The organism is Mesorhizobium sp. C268A, assembly GCF_040324475.1.
In the GTDB taxonomy this organism is placed as follows: domain Bacteria; phylum Pseudomonadota; class Alphaproteobacteria; order Rhizobiales; family Rhizobiaceae; genus Mesorhizobium.
Window position 1 is genome coordinate 580,475 of record NZ_JAMYVX010000003.1, and the last position, 18,323, is coordinate 598,797.

The 18,323-nt window shown below is 63.5% G+C and carries 19 protein-coding genes, 1 tRNA gene and 1 riboswitch; of the genes, 10 read left to right on the forward strand and 10 right to left on the reverse strand.

Translation table 11 applies throughout. The features are described 5' to 3' along the window. Positions 1–62: 62 nt before the first annotated feature. The 5 genes from cobO to NKL06_RS29685 form a co-directional block, all read right to left on the reverse strand. A complete protein-coding gene (gene cobO, locus NKL06_RS29665) occupies positions 63–677 on the reverse strand; it encodes a cob(I)yrinic acid a,c-diamide adenosyltransferase (RefSeq protein WP_023690982.1) in 615 nt (204 codons plus the stop codon). After that, complete coding sequence (gene cobU, locus NKL06_RS29670) at positions 677–1,189, reverse strand: bifunctional adenosylcobinamide kinase/adenosylcobinamide-phosphate guanylyltransferase (protein WP_023690284.1); 513 nt, start codon at positions 1,187–1,189, stop codon at positions 677–679. The genes cobO and cobU overlap by 1 nt, the downstream gene beginning before the upstream one ends. Further along, entirely contained in the window at positions 1,182–1,985 is an 804-nt protein-coding gene (locus NKL06_RS29675) for a CbtA family protein (RefSeq protein ID WP_023690981.1), read from the reverse strand. Before NKL06_RS29675 ends, cobU begins: the two co-directional genes overlap by 8 nt. 15 nt (positions 1,986–2,000) lie before the next feature. Continuing rightward, entirely contained in the window at positions 2,001–2,180 is a 180-nt protein-coding gene (locus NKL06_RS29680; protein WP_023670784.1) for a CbtB domain-containing protein, read from the reverse strand. Positions 2,181–2,216: 36 nt separating this feature from the next. Then, a riboswitch (cobalamin riboswitch) is annotated at positions 2,217–2,412 on the reverse strand. A 67-nt stretch (positions 2,413–2,479) separates the two neighbouring features. Then, a complete protein-coding gene (locus tag NKL06_RS29685; protein WP_032905606.1) occupies positions 2,480–3,172 on the reverse strand; it encodes a gamma-glutamylcyclotransferase in 693 nt (230 codons plus the stop codon). Positions 3,173–3,308: 136 nt separating this feature from the next. Here NKL06_RS29685 and NKL06_RS29690 point away from each other — a divergent pair, with 136 nt between their 5' ends. Then, positions 3,309–4,484, forward strand: a complete 1,176-nt coding sequence (locus NKL06_RS29690; protein WP_023690979.1) for an aromatic ring-hydroxylating oxygenase subunit alpha — start codon at positions 3,309–3,311, stop codon at positions 4,482–4,484. 7 nt (positions 4,485–4,491) lie between these two features. Here the strand turns inward: NKL06_RS29690 and NKL06_RS29695 are convergent, their stop codons facing one another. Beyond that, entirely contained in the window at positions 4,492–5,691 is a 1,200-nt protein-coding gene (locus tag NKL06_RS29695) for an MFS transporter (RefSeq protein WP_023690978.1), read from the reverse strand. A 232-nt stretch (positions 5,692–5,923) separates the two neighbouring features. Between NKL06_RS29695 and NKL06_RS29700 the strand changes: the two genes are divergently transcribed. Together NKL06_RS29700 and NKL06_RS29705 are read left to right on the forward strand one after the other, a co-directional pair. Beyond that, entirely contained in the window at positions 5,924–6,934 is a 1,011-nt protein-coding gene (locus NKL06_RS29700; RefSeq protein WP_023690977.1) for a heparan-alpha-glucosaminide N-acetyltransferase, read from the forward strand. Beyond that, the gene (locus NKL06_RS29705) at positions 6,931–7,437 is read left to right on the forward strand and encodes a methyltransferase family protein (protein WP_031208020.1); all 507 of its coding nucleotides are present in this window, start codon (positions 6,931–6,933) and stop codon (positions 7,435–7,437) included. The genes NKL06_RS29700 and NKL06_RS29705 overlap by 4 nt, the downstream gene beginning before the upstream one ends. Before the next feature lie 300 nt (positions 7,438–7,737). Here the strand turns inward: NKL06_RS29705 and NKL06_RS29710 are convergent, their stop codons facing one another. Together NKL06_RS29710 and mgtE are read right to left on the reverse strand one after the other, a co-directional pair. Further along, complete coding sequence (locus NKL06_RS29710; protein WP_023685221.1) at positions 7,738–8,124, reverse strand: MerR family transcriptional regulator; 387 nt, start codon at positions 8,122–8,124, stop codon at positions 7,738–7,740. 158 nt (positions 8,125–8,282) lie between these two features. Then, a complete protein-coding gene (gene mgtE / locus NKL06_RS29715) occupies positions 8,283–9,701 on the reverse strand; it encodes a magnesium transporter (RefSeq protein ID WP_023690975.1) in 1,419 nt (472 codons plus the stop codon). 266 nt (positions 9,702–9,967) lie between these two features. Between mgtE and NKL06_RS29720 the strand changes: the two genes are divergently transcribed. From NKL06_RS29720 to sucD, 5 genes are all read left to right on the forward strand, one after another. Beyond that, on the forward strand, positions 9,968–10,633 hold the full coding sequence (locus NKL06_RS29720) for a response regulator transcription factor (RefSeq protein ID WP_023670791.1): 666 nt from the start codon (positions 9,968–9,970) through the stop codon (positions 10,631–10,633). Between the two features lie 146 nt (positions 10,634–10,779). Continuing rightward, positions 10,780–11,970, forward strand: coding sequence for an aminotransferase class V-fold PLP-dependent enzyme (locus NKL06_RS29725; protein WP_023690974.1), 1,191 nt, complete (start codon positions 10,780–10,782; stop codon positions 11,968–11,970). Positions 11,971–11,980: 10 nt separating this feature from the next. Continuing rightward, on the forward strand, positions 11,981–12,955 hold the full coding sequence (locus NKL06_RS29730) for an HpcH/HpaI aldolase/citrate lyase family protein (RefSeq protein WP_023690973.1): 975 nt from the start codon (positions 11,981–11,983) through the stop codon (positions 12,953–12,955). An 18-nt stretch (positions 12,956–12,973) separates the two neighbouring features. After that, the gene (locus NKL06_RS29735; RefSeq protein WP_023690972.1) at positions 12,974–14,158 is read left to right on the forward strand and encodes a malate--CoA ligase subunit beta; all 1,185 of its coding nucleotides are present in this window, start codon (positions 12,974–12,976) and stop codon (positions 14,156–14,158) included. Between the two features lie 14 nt (positions 14,159–14,172). Further along, a complete protein-coding gene (sucD, locus tag NKL06_RS29740; RefSeq protein WP_023690971.1) occupies positions 14,173–15,072 on the forward strand; it encodes a succinate--CoA ligase subunit alpha in 900 nt (299 codons plus the stop codon). 27 nt (positions 15,073–15,099) lie between these two features. Here sucD and NKL06_RS29745 read toward each other — a convergent pair whose 3' ends face one another. Further along, positions 15,100–16,032, reverse strand: a complete 933-nt coding sequence (locus tag NKL06_RS29745) for a TauD/TfdA dioxygenase family protein (protein ID WP_023690970.1) — start codon at positions 16,030–16,032, stop codon at positions 15,100–15,102. A 399-nt stretch (positions 16,033–16,431) separates the two neighbouring features. Here NKL06_RS29745 and NKL06_RS29750 point away from each other — a divergent pair, with 399 nt between their 5' ends. Together NKL06_RS29750 and NKL06_RS29755 are read left to right on the forward strand one after the other, a co-directional pair. Further along, positions 16,432–17,511, forward strand: coding sequence for a sensor histidine kinase (locus NKL06_RS29750; RefSeq protein WP_023690969.1), 1,080 nt, complete (start codon positions 16,432–16,434; stop codon positions 17,509–17,511). 134 nt (positions 17,512–17,645) lie between these two features. Beyond that, positions 17,646–17,978: a GcrA family cell cycle regulator gene (locus NKL06_RS29755; RefSeq protein ID WP_081731649.1), complete on the forward strand. Its 333-nt coding sequence runs from the start codon at positions 17,646–17,648 to the stop codon at positions 17,976–17,978. 199 nt (positions 17,979–18,177) lie between these two features. On the opposite strand, the gene NKL06_RS29760 is transcribed toward NKL06_RS29755, so the two are convergent. Then, positions 18,178–18,262 (reverse strand) — tRNA-Leu (locus NKL06_RS29760). Positions 18,263–18,323: the final 61 nt, after the last annotated feature.

Sequence of the window (18,323 nt, forward strand, 5' to 3'; positions counted from 1 at the left end):
CCGCTCCGCTTCGCGGATCGACCCTCCCCACAAGGGGGAGGGTAAAAGGTGAGGATAGCCCCTCAGAACTCAATCCCCTGCTGTGCCTTCACGCCGGCCGAAAAATGATGCTTGGTCACGCCCATCTCCGTCACCAGATCCGCCGCCTCGACCAGCGCCGGCTTGGCGTTGCGGCCGGTGACGACGACATGCAGACCTTCGCGCCGCGCTTTCAGCGCCGCCACCACTCGGTCGAGATCGAGATAGTCGTAGCGTAGCGCGATGTTCAGTTCGTCCAGCACGACGAGGCTGATCGAGGGATCGGCGATCAGCTCCAGCGCCTTGGCCCAGGCGGCTTCGGCCGCCGCAATGTCGCGCTTCAGATCCTGCGTCTCCCAAGTGAAACCCTCGCCCATCGTGTGCCAGACGACGCGGCCGCCAAACGCCGCGAAGGCGTCCTTTTCGCCGGTGTGCCATTTGCCCTTGATGAACTGGACGACGCCGACGCGCTTGCCATAGCCGAGCATGCGCAGCGCCAGCCCGAAGGCGGCCGTGGTCTTGCCCTTGCCGGGTCCGGTGTTGACGATCAGCAGCCCCTTCTCGACCGTCTTTTCCGCGACCTCGGCGTCCTGCACCGCCTTGCGTTTGGCCATCTTGGCGCGGTGGCGTTCTTCGTCTTTTGCGTCGATATCGGTCATCATTTCACCTTGAGCGGCAGCCCCGCCACCATCAGTAGCACCGTATCGGCAACCGCCGCGACCTGCTGGTTGAGACGGCCGGCGGCATCACGAAACCGGCGTGCGAGCGCATTGTCGGGCACGATGCCTTGCCCGACTTCGTTCGAGACGACGAGCCAGGGCCCGCGCGGCCGCGACAGCATGTCGGCTAGCCGCCGGCATTCCGCCTCGAGATCATGGTCGGAAAGCATATGATTGGTCAGCCACAGCGTCAGGCAATCGACGAGCACCGGCTGGTTGTCGGGCAAGGCTTCGAGCGCTCCGACAAGATCGAGCGGCGCGTCGATGGTCGCCCAGCCTTCGCCGCGCCGCGAGCGATGCAGCGCGATGCGCTCGCGCATCTCATCGTCATAGGCTTCGGCGGTGGCGATATAGGCCCATGGCGGCGGCAACGCCGTCGCCAAAGTTTCGGCATGCGCGCTCTTGCCGGAGCGCGCACCGCCGATGATGAAGGTCAAACTGCGATCAGGCAAAGCTGTCGCGCAGGCTGGTCGCGGTGCCGGTGAAGCGCGTGCGCACTATGCCGACAACTGCGCCGAGCACCACCCAGAACACCAGATTGGTCAGCGTCACCGCCACCACGAACTGATGATGCAGGCTCTCCGGGATCGGCGTTACGAAACTGTCAGGCTGCGGCGCGCCGACAATATGCGGGGCGACGATCAGGACGACGGCGAGCACGGTCAGGGGCGCCGACGTGCGGAAGGTGATAAGGGCAAGACCGATCGCCGTTGTCATCACCGTTGCCCACCACCAGATCTGGCGCTGCATGAGATCGGCCGCCGGCATTGCCGGCAGTTCCGGCGGCAGGCCGAGTCCCGGCGCCAGCGTGAACACGGCAAAGCCGGCCAGACCCCAGAACACGCCCTGGCGCCAGCTGCCGATGCCGCCGGCGAACTCGGAAACCGCCACCAGGACCAGCGCGAAGCCGATGCCGGTGACAATGTTGGCGACGACACTGAAGGCGAAGCGCTCGAAGCCGTCGGCCGGCGCCCAGCCTTCGTCCTCCGCCGGCGCGGCTGCTCCAGCCGGGGCTGCGCTGCTCACGGCATTTTCCGCCGGCGCGGCGGTGCTCATGGCATTGGTGTCCGCAGCGTTGGCGGCGGGCGCCGCGGCATGCTCATGCTCATGGCCGCCACCAGCCTTTTCGTAGACCTCCGCCTTGAGGATCAGCGGCACGGTGGCGTAGGCCTGCATGCAGGCGAGAGCGACGCCGGCCACGAGCCCTGCGATCGCCGCGATGAACACGACGTTGCGAAACAGGTTCATGATGTCAGATCCTGGTCAGTGGCAGGGAAACGCCATCGAATGGCGATAGTCGTGCGCCGCATTGTGGACCGCATCGATGTGCGAGAAACCGACAACGCCGACGACGAAAATGCCCAGAAACGCGCTAAGCACGAGCTGCATGAAGCGCGACTGCGAGGAGACGGAAGCGCCGAGGGAGACGGAAGCGGTATTCATATCTTGTCCTTTCGCCCTCCACCCGAGGGCATCGAAGTCAGTTCCCTGTCGCCGGCAGGTCTCCTGGCTCGCGGATCAGCGCCCTTCCCCACCTTCCCGAAGAAAAAATCCCCAGTGGCTTGGAGAGGACTACCGCACACAGTTGCGGGGGCAGCCACGGCATTGGGCAACAAGTCAGCCCTCACCGCATTCCCTCTTGGTCCCTAACGGAACCGACGACATGCATGACTATAGGCTGAAACGGCCGCATCCGGCAAACCAAATTCCGCCGGCCAACAGCGCGAATGCGCCATGCGGCGTTACGGGTTCAACGCGGTGATCCGCTCGGCAACCAGCCGCTGCAGCCGCCACAGATGGCGATCGTGAATGCCGCGCTCTTCAAGGTTTTTCACCGTGTTGTAGAGATAGTCGGCGCCCGACCCCCAGTGCCCGCAGGACGTTGCCAGCCTTTCGACGACCTTGCCCTCGTCGAGCGGTCCTGAATAGGTCAGGCCGTTGCGGTTGATGACGAAGGCCAATGCCCTGAGCGGTCCGGCCTCGCTTGCAAGCTTGAGCATGCGCGGCCGGTAGCTTGTCGGCTTCAGCGTGACTTCGCGCCGGAAAAGCCGGCCCAACTGCTCGCGCCGGTTATTGTCGGTCAGCCGAAAGGCGACGCCCTTGCATTGTCCGCCACGGTCCAGCGCCATCATCAGGCCGGGGCTGTCCTTGGTGCCGCGCCAGCGCGTCATGTTCATGCAAAAGGACCGATGCCAGCCGCGCGCCAAGGCAACGCGGTCCTCGACATAATCTATTTCCGGTTTCCAGATCAGCGATCCATAGCCGAACAGCCATAGCGGTTCGCTATCCCGGAGTTCGACCTGCAATTCATCCAGCAGCGCGTCATAGTCGGCTTCATCGAGATGCATCGCGTCCGGATCCGGCCCGGGGTCCCTGATCTCGCGCCAGCAGCGCGCGACCAGCTCCGGCGTAAGCGACATCTGTCGTGCGGCCACTTTCCGAATCCCCCCAATTTCCGAATGTCCCGTGTCTACGACATGATTATGCGCCGCGCCTGCAACCGGCAATGCGGCACTCTGATTGACAAACGATTTGCCGGGGTGTCGGCTGACGCTTCATAGGAAGCCAGCCATGCATCCCAGCCCGAGCGAGCGCGACCCCTATAACGGCCTGAGCCGGGCCGAACCGATGCTACCGTCGTTGGCCTATTGGGATAGCGAGGCTTACCAGCGCGATCTCGACGCCATCTGGCACAAAAGCTGGCTGCTCGTCTGCCGCGAGGCCGACCTCGCCCAGCCGCTGGCGTTCAGGACATTCCGCGTCGGCACGCAGGAAATCGTCGTGCTGCGCGACGACACCGGCGAGTTGCGCGCCTTCCACAACACCTGCCGGCATCGCGGCTCGCAGCTTTGCCAGGAAAGCGAGGGCCGGCTGAAAGCGCGGCTCATCACTTGCCCCTACCACGCCTGGTCCTACTCGCTGCGCGGCGATCTCGTGCGCGTTCCCTCGAAATCGCTGCCAGATGGTTTCGACAAGGCCGATCATCCGCTCTACCGGGTGGCGCTGTCGGTGTGGCGCGGTTTTGTCTTTGTGAACCTTCAGCAGGCTGCGGCCGGCTCCGCCGGGACCTCCTTCGATCCCGCATCCGGCGACCTCGCCAACTGGCCGCTGGAAACGCTGGTATCAGGCCATGTCCTGCGCAAGGTGATGAACTGCAACTGGAAGATCTTCTGGGAGAACTTCAACGAGTGCCTGCATTGCCCGGGCGTCCACAAGGACCTGTCTCGGCTGGTGCCGATATACGGCCGCGGCCTGATGAGCCGGCACGACGACCCCGACTGGGTCCGCCATGCCGACAATGACGCGCCGGAGTTTTCGGGTGGCCTGCGCGCCGGCGCCGAGACCTGGTCGCGCGACGGACATGCCCATGGCCCGGTCTTCCCGGGCCTGACGCCAGCCGAGCGTGCGGCCGGACAGACCTATGCCACCAGCCTGCCGTCGATGTTCATCGTCGGCCATGTCGATTACGTCAGGACGGTGCGACTGATGCCGCTCGGTCCCGAACAGACCGAACTCACCGCCGAATGGCTGTTCGCGCCCGAGGCGCTGGCTGAGACGGACATCGACAATGTCGTCGCCTTCGGCACCCAGGTGCTGGAGGAGGATGCCGCGATCTGCGAGATCAACCAGAAAGGCCTGCGCTCCATGCGTCACGCGGCCGGCGTGCTGATGCCGGAGGAGTACGATCTGCACCGCTTCCACAACTGGGTGCGCGAGCGGCATGCAGCGCTTGAGGCAACCGCCTGATCGGCGACTAAAGCGACTTCGGCAGGTAGCGCCAGGTGATAAAGCCGCAAACAGCGGCCAGAATGCCCAGCGTCACGAACACCGAGCCGAGGCCGAAAAACGCCAGCACCACCGAATAGACAAGCGGCGGCGTCAGCTCGGAAAAGTCGAGATAGGTGCGGTAGACCGCGGCCATCTGCGCCCGCTCATAGGACCGCACCGAGCGCATGAAGGCGGTCGAGCCCAGTGCATCGAGCGCGATGGTGAAGAAGGCGCCGCAGAGCAGGAAAAAGCCCGTAAGCAGCGGCGCGGTAGTGCCGACCGCGCCCGCCGCAAGCAGCGTCGCCGACATCGCGAAATAGGCGAAGGTCATGGTGCGCCGGCCGCCGAAGCGTTTTCCCGCTTTGCCCCAGAAGATCGCCATGAACAACAGCGCATTGCCGGCCGAAACCAGCAGGCCGCCGGCAAGCTTGCCCTCGCCGGTAATCACCATGAACAGCGGCCCGTAGACGAAGAACGTCGTCCAGAAGCAGGAGCGGCCGAAGGCGATCAGCCAGGCCAGCCTGAGCCTGGGTTGTGCTACGAAGCGGCCGATATTGGCCAGCGGATTGGCCGGCCGTGTCTTGCCCGGCCGGATCGACCGGTTGTCGCCCAGCCTGTAGGTCCAGAACAGCGCCAGCAAGGCCAACGCAAACACCGCGACCGCGCCATGCGCGGCATAGATGCCGTAGCGTGTGTAGAGGAAGATGCCGAGTGTCGGCCCGCCGGTCCAGGCCAGCATCGACCACGCCATGCGCAGCGATTCGGCATGCATGAAATCGGTCTTGCGGATGTGATCCATGATGTAGAGGTTGAGCGTGATCGACAGCGCGCTCGCCCCCATGACGCGGCACAGCATGCCTGTCAGTTGCCCGGCAAGCGTGTGGGTGACGAAGAACAGCGAGCCTATCGCCAGCAGGCAGGCGCCGGCGGTATAGACCCAGCGCCGGGCAAACCTGCGGATCAACATCGGCATGAACAAGGTCACCGACAGGCCGAGCAGCGCCACGATGGTGTAGAGGATCGAGACGATCTGCTCGTTGTGCAGAATCTCATAAGCCTGGATCGGGATGACGCTCGATACCGTGGCGCGGGCGAAGGATTCGACCGCATAGAGCGAGGCGAAGGTGCGCGCATCCGCCGGACGCAGGGCCGGAAGCCAGATCGGATGGCGCACATGGGTTGACATTTGATCCCCAAATCAGACTCGCAGCCCAAATCTGCGCTGGCGCTTCCTCCGCCGGTAACAGGAAACCGACCCCTTCCCGGCAAAAAGCAAATTCGGCCAAAGGCTTTCCGGCTCTGGCCTAAAGCGCCGCCCGATGCAGCCGCACGGCATGACCCGGAGCGTAGAGGGCGGCCTTCTTTTGTCCGGTGCAACCGTGATAGTCGTCTTTGGGGCTGAATCAGATCGCGAGACCATGAGCATCCATACCGCACCCCCTGGAGATCAACTGAAGCGAGATCAACCGAAGCGCATCGTCGCCATCGATGTCGTACGCGGCATCGCGCTGATCGCCATGGCGAGCTACCACTTCACCTGGGATCTCGAAAATTTCCACTACACCGACCCCGGCCTCACCGCCGTCGGCTGGTGGAAGATCTATGCGCGCTGCATCGCCTCGACCTTCCTGTTCCTGGTCGGCGTCAGCCTGTTTCTCGCTCATGGCAGGCAGATCCGCTGGACCGGCTTCTGGAAACGTTTTGCCATGGTCGCCGTCGCGGCCGCCGCTATATCGGCGGTCACGTACTTCATCACGCCGGACAGCTTCATCTTCTTCGGCATCCTGCATCAGATCGCGCTGGCCAGCTTGCTCGGCCTTTTGTTTCTGCGGCTGCCTTCCTGGCTGACGCTGGTCGTGGCGGCGGTGGTGATCGCAGTCCCCCTCTATCTCCGATCCGAAGCCTTCGATCATCCGGCGCTGTGGTGGGTCGGCCTGTCGGCGATCAACCCGCGCTCCAATGATTACGTGCCGCTGTTTCCCTGGTTCGGCGCCGTGCTTCTCGGCATCGCCGCGGCAAAGTTTGCGTCCACCACTGGCCTGCTGGCGCGGCTGGCCACGCTGGGATCAGGAAGCTGGACCAGGCCGCTCACCTTCATCGGCCGCCACAGCCTGGCTTTCTACCTGATCCACCAGCCGCTGCTGTTCGGCTGCGTCTGGCTGTTCTCGCAGATTGCGCCGGCGCCCGTCGAAACAAGGGAAGTGATCTTCCTCAAGGAATGCCAGGTATCTTGCGAACAGCAGCGCGACACGGAGTTCTGCACCAGCTATTGTGTGTGCATGCTGGACACGCTGCAAAGCGAAGCGGCATTCGACCGGCTCTACAATGGCGACCAGACCCCGGAGTTCAAAGCGCATCTCGGTGAACTCGCCGGCATCTGCACCGCCAGGACGGAGGAGAGCCCGATGACGCAGGGAGGGCAACAATGACCGACAAGCTCACAAAACCCGGGCTGGCAAAACCCGATCTACCGAGACCACGGCTGATCCCATGGCCGCCGCTGATCTACATCGCCGCCATCGCCATCAGCTTCGCGCTCGGCCTGTTCTATCCCCTGCCCTGGATCGGCGACCTCTTGGGCGACCTTTTGTTTGCCGCCGGCTTTGTGGTGCTGTTTGCCGTCGCAGCCCTCTGGTTCACCGCTATCCGCACCATGATCCGGGCCAAAACGACGATGAACCCCAATGGCGTGCCGGATCATCTGGTGACGTCCGGCCCGTTCGGCGTGACGCGCAACCCGATGTATCTGGCCAACACGCTGCTTTTGATCGGCGTCGCCTTCGTCTCGGGGATCATATGGTTCCTGCCGCTGGCCCTGATCGCGGCTTTTGCAACGCAGAAGGTCGCCATCGAGAGCGAGGAGAAGGTGCTGTTCGCCAAATTCGGCAAGAAGTACCGCGACTATGCGAAGCGGGTCAGGCGCTGGATCTGAGGCGGCGTGGCAGGGGTGTATACCTTGGCGATTAGCTGGCGCATCCGTCTCTTCGTCATCCACGGGCGGAGCAAGGAGCGTAGCGACGCAGCACAGACCCGAGGATCCATGCCGGGACTCCAGAGCGTTGCTATGGTCCAGAATTCGCTACCGCTGCACTCCACGACCGATGTCACGGAATGGATTCTAGGGTCTCCGCGACGGAGCTTCGCTCCTGCTTCGCCCTAGAATGACGAAGTGTGGAAGGGCTCCGCTAATCGCGAACGTTTGCGACGGGCGCGCAAACGCTCGACGGTCCGCTCAGGTATTTACCCCCAACTCCACCAGCCGCTCGACGCAAGACTCCTCCGCCTGGTCGAGCTCCGCCAGCGTCTCCTCGAGATCGCGGCGCTTCTGGCGCAAATCCTCGCGCTTTTCCTCGATGCGCTTGATCATCAGGTTGAGTTGACCGACCTCGCCGGGTGGTTCCTTGTACATCTGGATGATTTCGCGGATCTCGTTGATCGAGAAGCCGAGCCGTTTTCCGCGCATGATCTGGCGGATCAGATGCCGGTCAGATGGGCGAAACAGCCTTGTGCGGCCCCGCCGGACTGGTTGCACCAGCCCCTCATCCTCGTAGAAGCGCAGCGTCCGCGTCGACACGTCGAATTCGCGGGTCAGTTCGGTGATCGAATAATATTCCCGCATCTTTGCTCCAAATGTCGGAACATCGGAAAACGCCCGGTCGCCCGGGATTTCCAACGCATTCCGATCAACCCCGTTCCAAGCCGGACTCGGCATGGAACCCCGCGCAAGCCTCGCACCACATTTACGTAAAAGTCAATTGAACCCGCAACGCCTCTTTCTCAAGGGATAGCGAACCACCAGGTGGCCAGCCCCAGGAAGGCAAAGAAGCCAACGACGTCGGTGACGGTGGTGACGAAAACCGCCGACGCCACCGCCGGGTCGATCTTGAACCGGTCGAGCAATAGCGGGATCAGGATACCGGCAAGGGCTGCCACGAACATGTTGATGATCATCGCCGCCGCTATGATGCCGCCCAGATTGGGATCGCGGAACCAGACGGCCGCGACGATGCCGATCAGCACGGCGAAGATGATGCCGTTGATGGAACCCACGCCCATTTCGCGGCGGATGATGCGGCCGGCATTGTAGATGTCGAGGTCCCTGGTCGCCAGCGCGCGCACGGTGACGGTCATGGTCTGCGAACCGGCATTGCCGCCCATGCCGGCCACGATCGGCATCAGCACGGCCAGCGCCACGATGTGCTCGATGGTGCGGTCGAACAGCCCGATCACCGAAGCCGCGAGGAACGCCGTCAACAGGTTGACCAGCAGCCAGGGCACGCGCGAGCGCGAGGTCGAAAGAATGCTGTCGGACAACTCTTCGTCGCCGACGCCGCCCATGCGCAGCAGATCTTCCTCGGCCTCCTGCTGGATGACATCGACGACGTCGTCGATGGTCAGCACGCCGACCAGCCGCTCGTTCTCGTCGACGACGGCGGCGGACAGAAGATCGTATTGCTCGAAGTCCCGCGCCGCCTCTTCCTGGTCCATGGTGGCCGGAATGGCGTGCCTCGTCTCGTGCATCACGTCTCCGACCTTGGTCGTGCGCTTGGTGCGCAGGATCTGGTCGAGGTCGATGGCGCCGAGCAACTTGAAGCTTGGATCGATGACGAAGATCTGGCTGAACCGCTCGGGCAGGTTCTTGTCTTCGCGCATGTAGTCGATGGTCTGGCCTATGGTCCAGAACGGCGGCACGGCGACAAACTCGGTCTGCATGCGGCGGCCGGCGGTCTCTTCCGGGTAGTCGAGCGAGCGGCGCAGCCTGATCCGCTCGGTGAACGGCAGCTGCGACAGGATCTCGTCCTGGTCTTCCTTTTCAAGATCTTCGAGAATGTAGACCGCGTCGTCGGAATCGAGGTCCTGCATGCCCTGGGCAATTTGCTCATTGGGCATATTGTCGACGATATCGCGGCGGATCGCCTCGTCGACCTCGGTCAGCGACGAGAAGTCGAAGTCGGCGCCGAGCAGTTCGACAAGGGCGCGACGCTGTTCGGGGTGCAGGGCCTCGAGCAGATCGCCAAGTTCCGACTGGTGCAGGTCGTCGACTTCGCGCTTCAGCGTCAGCGTATCGCGATCGGCGATCGCCGCCCCGATCTGGGCGAGGAATGATGACAGAACGGCGCCGTCCTCGCCATAGATGTCGGCGTGGGCATCGTCAGCGGCTTTGGCGCCGGTCGTGTGGTCGTCCTGGCGTTCCACCAGCGGCTCCCGCCATGGGAATTTCGGAAAAGGTGCCTGTCAGGTCTAGCGCGCAACGCACGGTAATATCAAACGAAATGCGCCCCGCCCTGCATATGGGCGAGAGCGATTTCATCAGGATATGACGCCGCCCAGGATTCAGGCGGCGCGACAGCGCATGTCGCTGGGGAAAGAGCACCCCAGCACGGTTGGGGCAGAATTGTCATGATGCAGGTTCAGGCAAAGGCCGGACCCGCCTAGGCGACAACCAGAACAGCCGGAAGCCCTTGAAGATCAGGTCGCAGACGCAGAAAGCAATCGAGGAACGGCGCGTGCGCGTGGTCGTGGCCGAACGCAATCCGCTCGTGATATCGGCGCTGCGCGACATGCTGGACTGCGACGGGCGCTTCGAGCTCCTGGCCTGCGTGCAAAGCGGCAGGCATTTTCTTGAGTTGGCAGCGGAAGGCGAATTCGACGTCGCAATCATCGGGTGGAAGCTTGCCGACATGGACGGCGCCGATGTGCTGGCCGAGGTTCACAGCCGCAAGCTCGGCGTGCGCATCGCGGTGTTTTCCAACGACCACGACATCGGCATCCTGAAGCAGTGCGTGCGCCTCGGCGCCCAGGGCTACTGCTTCCAGTTCGACGATCCAGCGATCATCTTCGAGACCATCCTGGCCGTCGCGCATGGACGCATCTGCATCCCCTACATCGACATCAATAAGGTCAACGACACGCCCTTGTCGCTGCTCACCGTGCGCGAGCGCGAACTGCTGGCCGTGCTGTCCGACGGCTGGACCAATTTGCAGATCGCGACGCGTACGGGGATTTCCGAGAACACGGTGAAGTATCACCTCAAGAATCTCTACGACAAGCTCGACGTCCGCAACCGGGCGATGGCCGTCGCGCTCTATGCGCGCGAGCGGCGTACCCAGAAGCAGCCGTTCGGGTAGGAAAGCGATGAGCCGCGGGTAGGTCACCCGGGTAGGCAACCCCCACCCGCGCGCGGCAAGATGTTACCTCTTGAGGTGTTGTTGCCATTAGCCGTCGAAACGAAACTCCCCATCACCGCTTTGCTGGATCAGGAGGAGTTCGCGACATGGCCGGTTTCACCCATCTTTTCATTCCCGGACCGACCAACATTCCCGAACAGGTCCGCCAGGCGATGAACCTGCCGATGGAGGACATGCGTGCAGCATCCTTCCCCGATCTCACGCTACCGCTGTTCGAAGACATCAAGACGGTGTTCAAGAACGAGACCGGCCGCGTCTTCATCTATCCCTCCTCCGGCACCGGCGCCTGGGAAGCGGCGATGACCAATGTGCTCAGCCCCGGTGACCGCGTGCTGATGTCGCGCTTCGGCCAGTTCTCGCATCTGTGGGTCGACATGGCCGAACGGCTCGGCTTCGAGGTCGATGTCATCGACTGCGAATGGGGAACCGGCGTGCCGCTCGAGCTCTATGCCGAGCGGCTCAGGGCCGACAAGGCGCACCGCATCAAGGCAGTCTTCTGCACCCAAAACGAGACCGCGACCGGCGTGACCAGCGACGTCGCCGGCTGCCGCGCCGCGCTCGATGACGCCAACCACCCTGCTTTGCTCTTCGTCGACGGCGTCTCGTCGATCGGCTCGATCGACTTTCGCCAGGAGGAATGGGGCGTCGATTGCGCGGTCAGCGGCTCGCAGAAGGGTTTCATGCTGCCCGCCGGCCTCGGTTTCCTCTCCGTCAGCAAGAAGGCGCTGGTGGCCTCGCGGAGCGCCACGCACCGCCGCTGCTTCTTCTCCTTCGAGGACATGATCCGCGCCAACGATGCCGGCTACTTCCCTTATACGCCGGCTACACAGCTGCTGCGCGGCCTGCGGGCCTCGCTCGACCTGATCGCCGAGGAAGGGCTGGAAAACATCTTCGCCCGCCACCATCGTCTCGCCGAAGGAGTGCGCAAGGCGGTCGACGCCTGGGGCCTGAAGCTCTGCGCCAAGGCGTCGAAATGGCACTCCGATACGGTCAGCGCCATCCTGGTGCCGGACGGCGTCGACAGCGGCGATGTGGTCAAGCGCGCCTACCAGAAATACCAGACCGCGCTCGGCGGCGGCCTCAACAAGGTGATCGGCAAGGTCTTCCGCATCGGCCATCTCGGCTGGTTGAACGAGGTGATGGTGCTGGCCTCGCTCTCGGCCGCCGAAATGGCGCTGCTCGACTGCGGCGTACGGCTGGCGCCCGGCTCCGGCGTCGGCGCCGCCATCCAGCACTTCCGCGCCTCGGCCGCCGTGCCGGTCGCCGAAGCCGCCTGAGGAGCCGACAATGAGCCACACCATCAACCACCTCAAGAAATTACGGCTGCAGCGCAGCGAGCTGGCGGTTCCAGGCTCCAGCCCGGAAATGATCGACAAGGCGGCCAACAGCGCCGCCGACTTCATCTTCCTCGACATCGAGGATGCGGTCGCCCCGCCCGACAAGGAACGCGCCCGCAAGAACATCATCCAGGCGCTCAACGACATCGACTGGCGCGCCAAGGGCAAGACCGTCTCGGTGCGCATCAACGGCCTCGACACGCACTACATGTACCGCGACGTGGTCGACGTGATGGAACAGGCCGGTGACCGGCTGGACACCATCCTGGTGCCGAAGGTCGGCGTGCCGGCCGACCTCTACATGGTCGAGGCCATGGTCAACCAGATCGAGATGGCAAAGGGTTTCAGGACCCGCGTCGGCCTCGAAGCGCTGATCGAGACCGCGCTCGGCATGGCCAATGTCGAGGCGATTGCCGCGACACCCGGCCGGCTGGAAGCCATGCATTTCGGCGTCGCCGACTATGCGGCAAGCTGCAAGGCGCGCACGGTCAACATTGGCGGCCTCAACCCCGACTATCCCGGCGATCAGTGGCATTTCGCTCTGTCGCGCATGACCGTCGCCTGCCGCGCCTATGGCTTGCGCGCCATTGACGGGCCGTTCGGCGACTTCTCCGATCCGGAGGGCTACATCGCTGGCGCCAGGCGCGCGGCGGCGCTGGGCATCGAAGGCAAGTGGGCGATCCACCCCTCGCAGATCGCGCTTGCCAACGACGTCTTCTCTCCACCGGAAAAAGAGGTCACCCGCGCCCGGCGCATCCTCGAAGTGCTGAAGGAGGCGGAGGCGCAGGGCAAGGGCGCGGCCGCCCTCGACGGCAAGATGATCGACGCCGCGTCGGAACGCATGGCGCGCAATGTTCTGGTGGTCAACGAGGCAATCGAACGCGCCGGTCAATTCTCTAGTGAGCCGCGCGTCGCCACGCATTGACCGTTCAGGGAGGACAAAATGGACATCCACGAATATCAGGCCAAGGAACTGCTGGCACGCCACGGCGTGCATGTGCCGCGCGGCGGGCTGGCCTACAGCCCCGAGCAGGCAACCTACAGGGCGCGCGAGATCGGCGGCAGCAAATGGGTGCTGAAGGCGCAGGTGCATTCCGGCGCCCGCGGCAAGGCCGGCGGCATCAAGCTATGCGCCAATGACGAGGAAATCTCCGACGCCGCCGAAGCCATGCTCGGCCGCAAGCTGGTGACACAGCAGACCGGCCCGCGCGGCAAGCTGATTTCGCGCCTCTATCTCGAGGAAGCCGTCGACATAGCGCAGGAGCTCTATGTCGGCTTCGTCCTCGACCGCAAGGAAGAGCGCGTCATGATCGTGGCTTCGGCTGCCGGCGGCATGGAGATCGAGGACATCGTCGAAAAGGCGCCGAACTCCATCCTGCGCACATCGGTCGATCCCGGCGTCGGCATGCAGCGTTTCCAGGCGCGCGAAATCGCCTTCGGGCTTGGCCTCGACCACAATCTGATCGGCAAGGCGACCGAGACCATCTTCAGCTGCTACCGGGTGTTCCGCGACTACGACGCCTCGATGCTGGAGATCAATCCGCTGGTGGTGACCCGCGACGGCAATCTGATCGCGCTCGACGCCAAAATGTCGTTCGACGAGAACGCGCTGTTCCGACGGCCGGAAATCTCCGAGCTGCGCGACAAAAGCCAGGAAGATCCGCGCGAAACTTTTGCCAGCGACCGTGGCCTCTCCTATGTCGGCCTCGACGGCAACATCGGCTGCATCATCAATGGCGCAGGGCTCGCCATGGCGACCATGGACATGATCAAGATCGCCGGCGGCGAACCGGCCAACTTCCTCGACATCGGTGGCGGCGCCTCGCCCGAGCGGGTGGCGAAATCCTTCCGCGCCGTGCTCGGCGACAAGAATGTCGAGACCATCCTGGTCAACATCTTCGCCGGCATCAACCGCTGCGACTGGGTCGCCGAAGGCGTCATCAAGGCGATCCGCGAGGTCGGCGTCAACGTGCCGCTGGTGGTCCGTCTCTCCGGCACCAGGGCCGAGGAAGGCCGCCGCATCCTGGCTGATTCCGGCGAGGCGGTGATCGTTGCCGGCACGCTTGCAGAAGCCGCCGAAAAAGCCGTCGCCGCATGGCGCGCGGCCACCAAGAAAAAAGCAGCCTGAGGGAGGTCGAGAAAATGGCAATCCTGCTCAACCGCAGCACCCGCGTCATCGTCCAGGGGTTCACCGGCAAGATCGGCAGCTTCCATGCCGACGACATGAAACGCTATGGCACCAAGCTGGTCGGCGGCGTCACCCCCGGCAAAGGCGGCCAGAAGCATCTCGGCCTGCCTGTCTTCAACACGGTCAAGGGCGCGGTGCGCGAGACCCGCGCCGAGGCCAGCATTGTCTTCGTGCCGCCGCCCTTTGCCGCCGATTCGATCATGGAAGCGGCGGACGCCGGCATTAAACTCTGCGTCTGCATCACCGACGGCATCCCGTCGCAGGACATGATGCAGGTCAAGCGCTACATGCTGCGCTACCGCTACGAGGACCGCATGCGGCTGATCGGCCCGAACTGCGCCGGCGTCATCACGCCCGGACAGGCGCTGATCGGCATCATGCCCGGCAGCATCTATCTGCCTGGCCGCGTCGGCATCGTCGGCCGCTCCGGAACGCTCGGCTACGAGGCGGCGTCGCAGATGAAGTCGCTCGGCATCGGCGTCTCGACCAGCGTCGGCATCGGCGGCGACCCGATCAACGGCTCGTCCTTCAAGGACATGCTGAAACTGTTCGAACAGGATGACGACACCGACGCCGTGGTAATGATCGGCGAGATCGGCGGACCGCAGGAAGCCGAAGCGGCCATCTGGGCGCGCGACAACATGAGGAAGCCGCTGATCGCCTACATCGCCGGCCTCTCCGCCCCCAAAGGCCGCCGCATGGGCCACGCCGGCGCCATCATCTCGGCCTTCGGCGAGTCGGCGCAGGAGAAGGTCGAGATTCTAAAGGACGCCGGAGTGATCATCGTGCCGACGCCGTCGTCGTTTGGTGAGGTGGTTGCAGAGACACTATCACGTATGAAGAAGGCCGCCTGAACAGCGGCCTTCGCGTTCGACCGCGCCTCATGCCGCCTTGTCGGCTGCCGGCTTCGCGACCTTGGTGCGGGTGGCGCTGCGGCGGCCGTCGACGCTGACTGGAATATCGCCATCGACCGTGGCGCGACGCACCACCCGGTGCTGATCGCCATAGTCGTTGACGGCATAGTGTTGCGTGGCCCGGTTGTCCCAGATCACCACATCGCCGGCTTTCCAGCGCCAGCGTACGGTGTTCTCGGGCGCGGTGACATAGGACTGGAATACCTCGTAGAGCCGCGCTGAATCGCTCTTGGACAGACCGATCAGCCGTTGCACGAAATTGCCGAGCAACAACGAGCGCTCGCCTGTTTCGGGGTGGACGCGGACGACCGGATGCTCGGTCTCGTAGACCGTTGAGGTGAAGACCTCCTCGAAGTGCTTCTTTTCCGCGGCGCTCGCACGCGGCCGCACCGCGGCGTAGTCGTAGACGTTGCTGTGAACGGCCCAGAGATTGTCCGCCAGCAGCTTCAACGGCTCGGGCAGGTCCTGGTAGGCGGCCGCGGTGTTCGACCAGATCGTGTCGCCACCGGCCGGCGGTATGACGACGCCGCGAAGAACGGAGAATTTCGGATAGGCATCTACGAAGGTGACGTCGGTATGCCATTGGTCGGCACGGCCGCCGCCACGGCTGGAATCGAGTTCGAGAATGGACGCCGTTCCCTTGACGGGACCTTGCGTCGGATGCGGGACGAGGTCGCCGAGACGCTGGGCAAAGCGCTCCTGCCCGGCATCGTCGAGATGCGCCTGGTCGCGGAAGAACACCACCTTGTGCCGCAACAGGATCTGGTTGATCGCCGCGACCGTCTGCTGCGGCAGGTCGCCGGAGAGCCGAATGTTCCTGATCTCTGCGCCGACGCGTCCGGTAAGCGGGACAATATCGGCATCCGGGATGATCTGCTCTACGGGGGTAAGTCTGGTCATGGGAACCTCTTCCTCTAAAGCCGCGGGGCTGCTGGCAATGCTCCGCCGTCTGCCGGCCGCACAGCGATCGGCGGAGCAACTCCCTCATCGGGAGCCGACTTGCTTGGTAACGAGAGCACTGATCTCAACTCAGGAGGCGAAGGCCGCCAAGGCCGGCGAGCAGTACCGAGATCCCATTCAAAGCGTAATTCTACAAATTCCATAGACATTTCTTTTCAAAGTTCGGCGGCCCTGAGAAAAATGCCTTCTGTCCAATTCGCTCGTGAGCAGCAGGCGGTGGAGCCCTGCGCGACGCGGTCCGCACCAGTAGTGACGCTGTCGTATCCCTTCGATATTGGAGATGGCGGGTGAATTGCATGCCTGATATTGATGGCTTCCACGCATCACGCAGGCGCCGAGATGACAGACTCCGATAAGGCTGACGCTGTCGAGCAATTGCTCGATACGCCTGACCTCGCCACCGCGCTGGAAAGCGACCAGTTCAAGAAATTTCTCGACCAGATGCCGATCGCGATCGCCGTCTCGGAATTGATCGCGAAGGAGCGTGTCGTCTACGCCAATCCCGAATTCGAGAAGCTCTCGGACCTCAAGGCGCCGAAGCTTGCGCGGGAAAACTGGGCGGCCCTTTCCGGCAGGGGGCTTCATCGGCAGAAGGACAGGCCGCTCGCCGAGGCTGTTGTTGAAGACACCGATTTCGTCGGCACATTTCGTCTTGAGCGCGGCGAGGACAAGCCGGCAATCGTCGACGTTTATTCCAACGTGATCGAGGACGACAACGGCAAGCTCTGCTTCCGGCTGGTGGCGCTTGTCGATGTCACGGCACACGGTGAGACCGAGGACGCGCGACCCGCGGAAGAGCTAATCCGGGAGAAGGACACCCTGTTGCGCGAACTGCAGCACCGGGTGAAAAACAATCTGCAGATGATCACCGCTTTGATCCGGATGGAAACCCGCAACGCCACCGAACCGGACCAGAAGCGTTTCGAAAGGCTTGCCGGCCGGGTAGACGCATTGGCAATCCTTTACCAGACCTTGTCGGCTGACCAGCAGAAGGATGAGGTGGATCTTGGTGTGTATCTTAGCCAGATCGCGTCCGCCGTCATGGCGTCGCACGCAGTCGAAGGTATCCGCCTCGACCTTAAGGTGGATACCTATCCGGTATCCATCAACGTTGCCATGCCGACAGGCCTGGTCGTCAATGAGTTGCTGACCAACGCTCTCAAACATGCATTCGTCGGGCGCGAGGGCGGCACGATCACGCTGCACAGCGTCGTCAGCGGCGATGGTTGCCGGGTGACTGTCGCCGATGATGGGATCGGTCTGCCGACGGGTGAGACCTGGCCCAGGCCCGGCAAGCTCGGCTCCCTGATCGCGCGGTCGCTGACCGAAAATGCCAAGGCGCAATTCGACGTCAAGTCGAGTGCCGGCGAGGGAACCAGGGTCACCATCGTCTTCAAGCGATCGGCGGCGACGGACTGAGGCTATGCAACGACGCGCCGGCAAATCCCGGCCGGACAGGTGCTTCGGGCGCTCGCGGGTGTGGCCTTAAGTCGCAAACGATTTGGCTTCAGAAGCGGGGCGCCGGGCTTCTTTGACGGTGCGATCAGCACCATATGTGGTCCACAGCCTCCAAAACGAGAGAAGCTCGCTCCGACGGGTCGCATCGCGGTCGTCAGCCGGCAAGGGCTATGAACCAGGAACTGAAAACCATCATGCGTGAAAATATCCGACCAGCGTCGAGAGACGTCCCCCTCATTCAGCTAGGCCTCAACCAGTGCCGCTTCCCGGTGAGCGAAGACCGCTCGGTACCCGGAGGTTACCGGTTTTGTGCCGGGCCGACGTCGCCGGATCGCGTCTACTGCGATCACCACCACACCGTCGTGACGGCCGTTGACCCTCGTCGAGCCCGTCCGGGTCTCCATTTCCCGCAACGACGCGCCGCTTAGGTCACCCACATCCCCTGCCCCGCCACCGTCAAAGCCGGGGACTCGGTGCAGGAGGCTGGCCGGTGCGAGCCAAATGGCGTTCGCGTGCGGCTCTGCGACCTCTTGTTGCAACTCTGCTGCGGCCGGTTCAAGCGCCAAAGGCGATGATTTGGCGTCGACGGCCTGAGAAGCCGCAATGATTTCAATGGCCGAAAAATTATGGTGCGGTCGAGAAGACTCGAACTTCCACGGGTTGCCCCACAGCGACCTCAACGCTGCGCGTCTACCAATTCCGCCACGACCGCCCGTGGTAGGAGCCGGAACGAACCGGCTCGCGGCGTGTAGCAAATCGTTTCCGGCGAAACA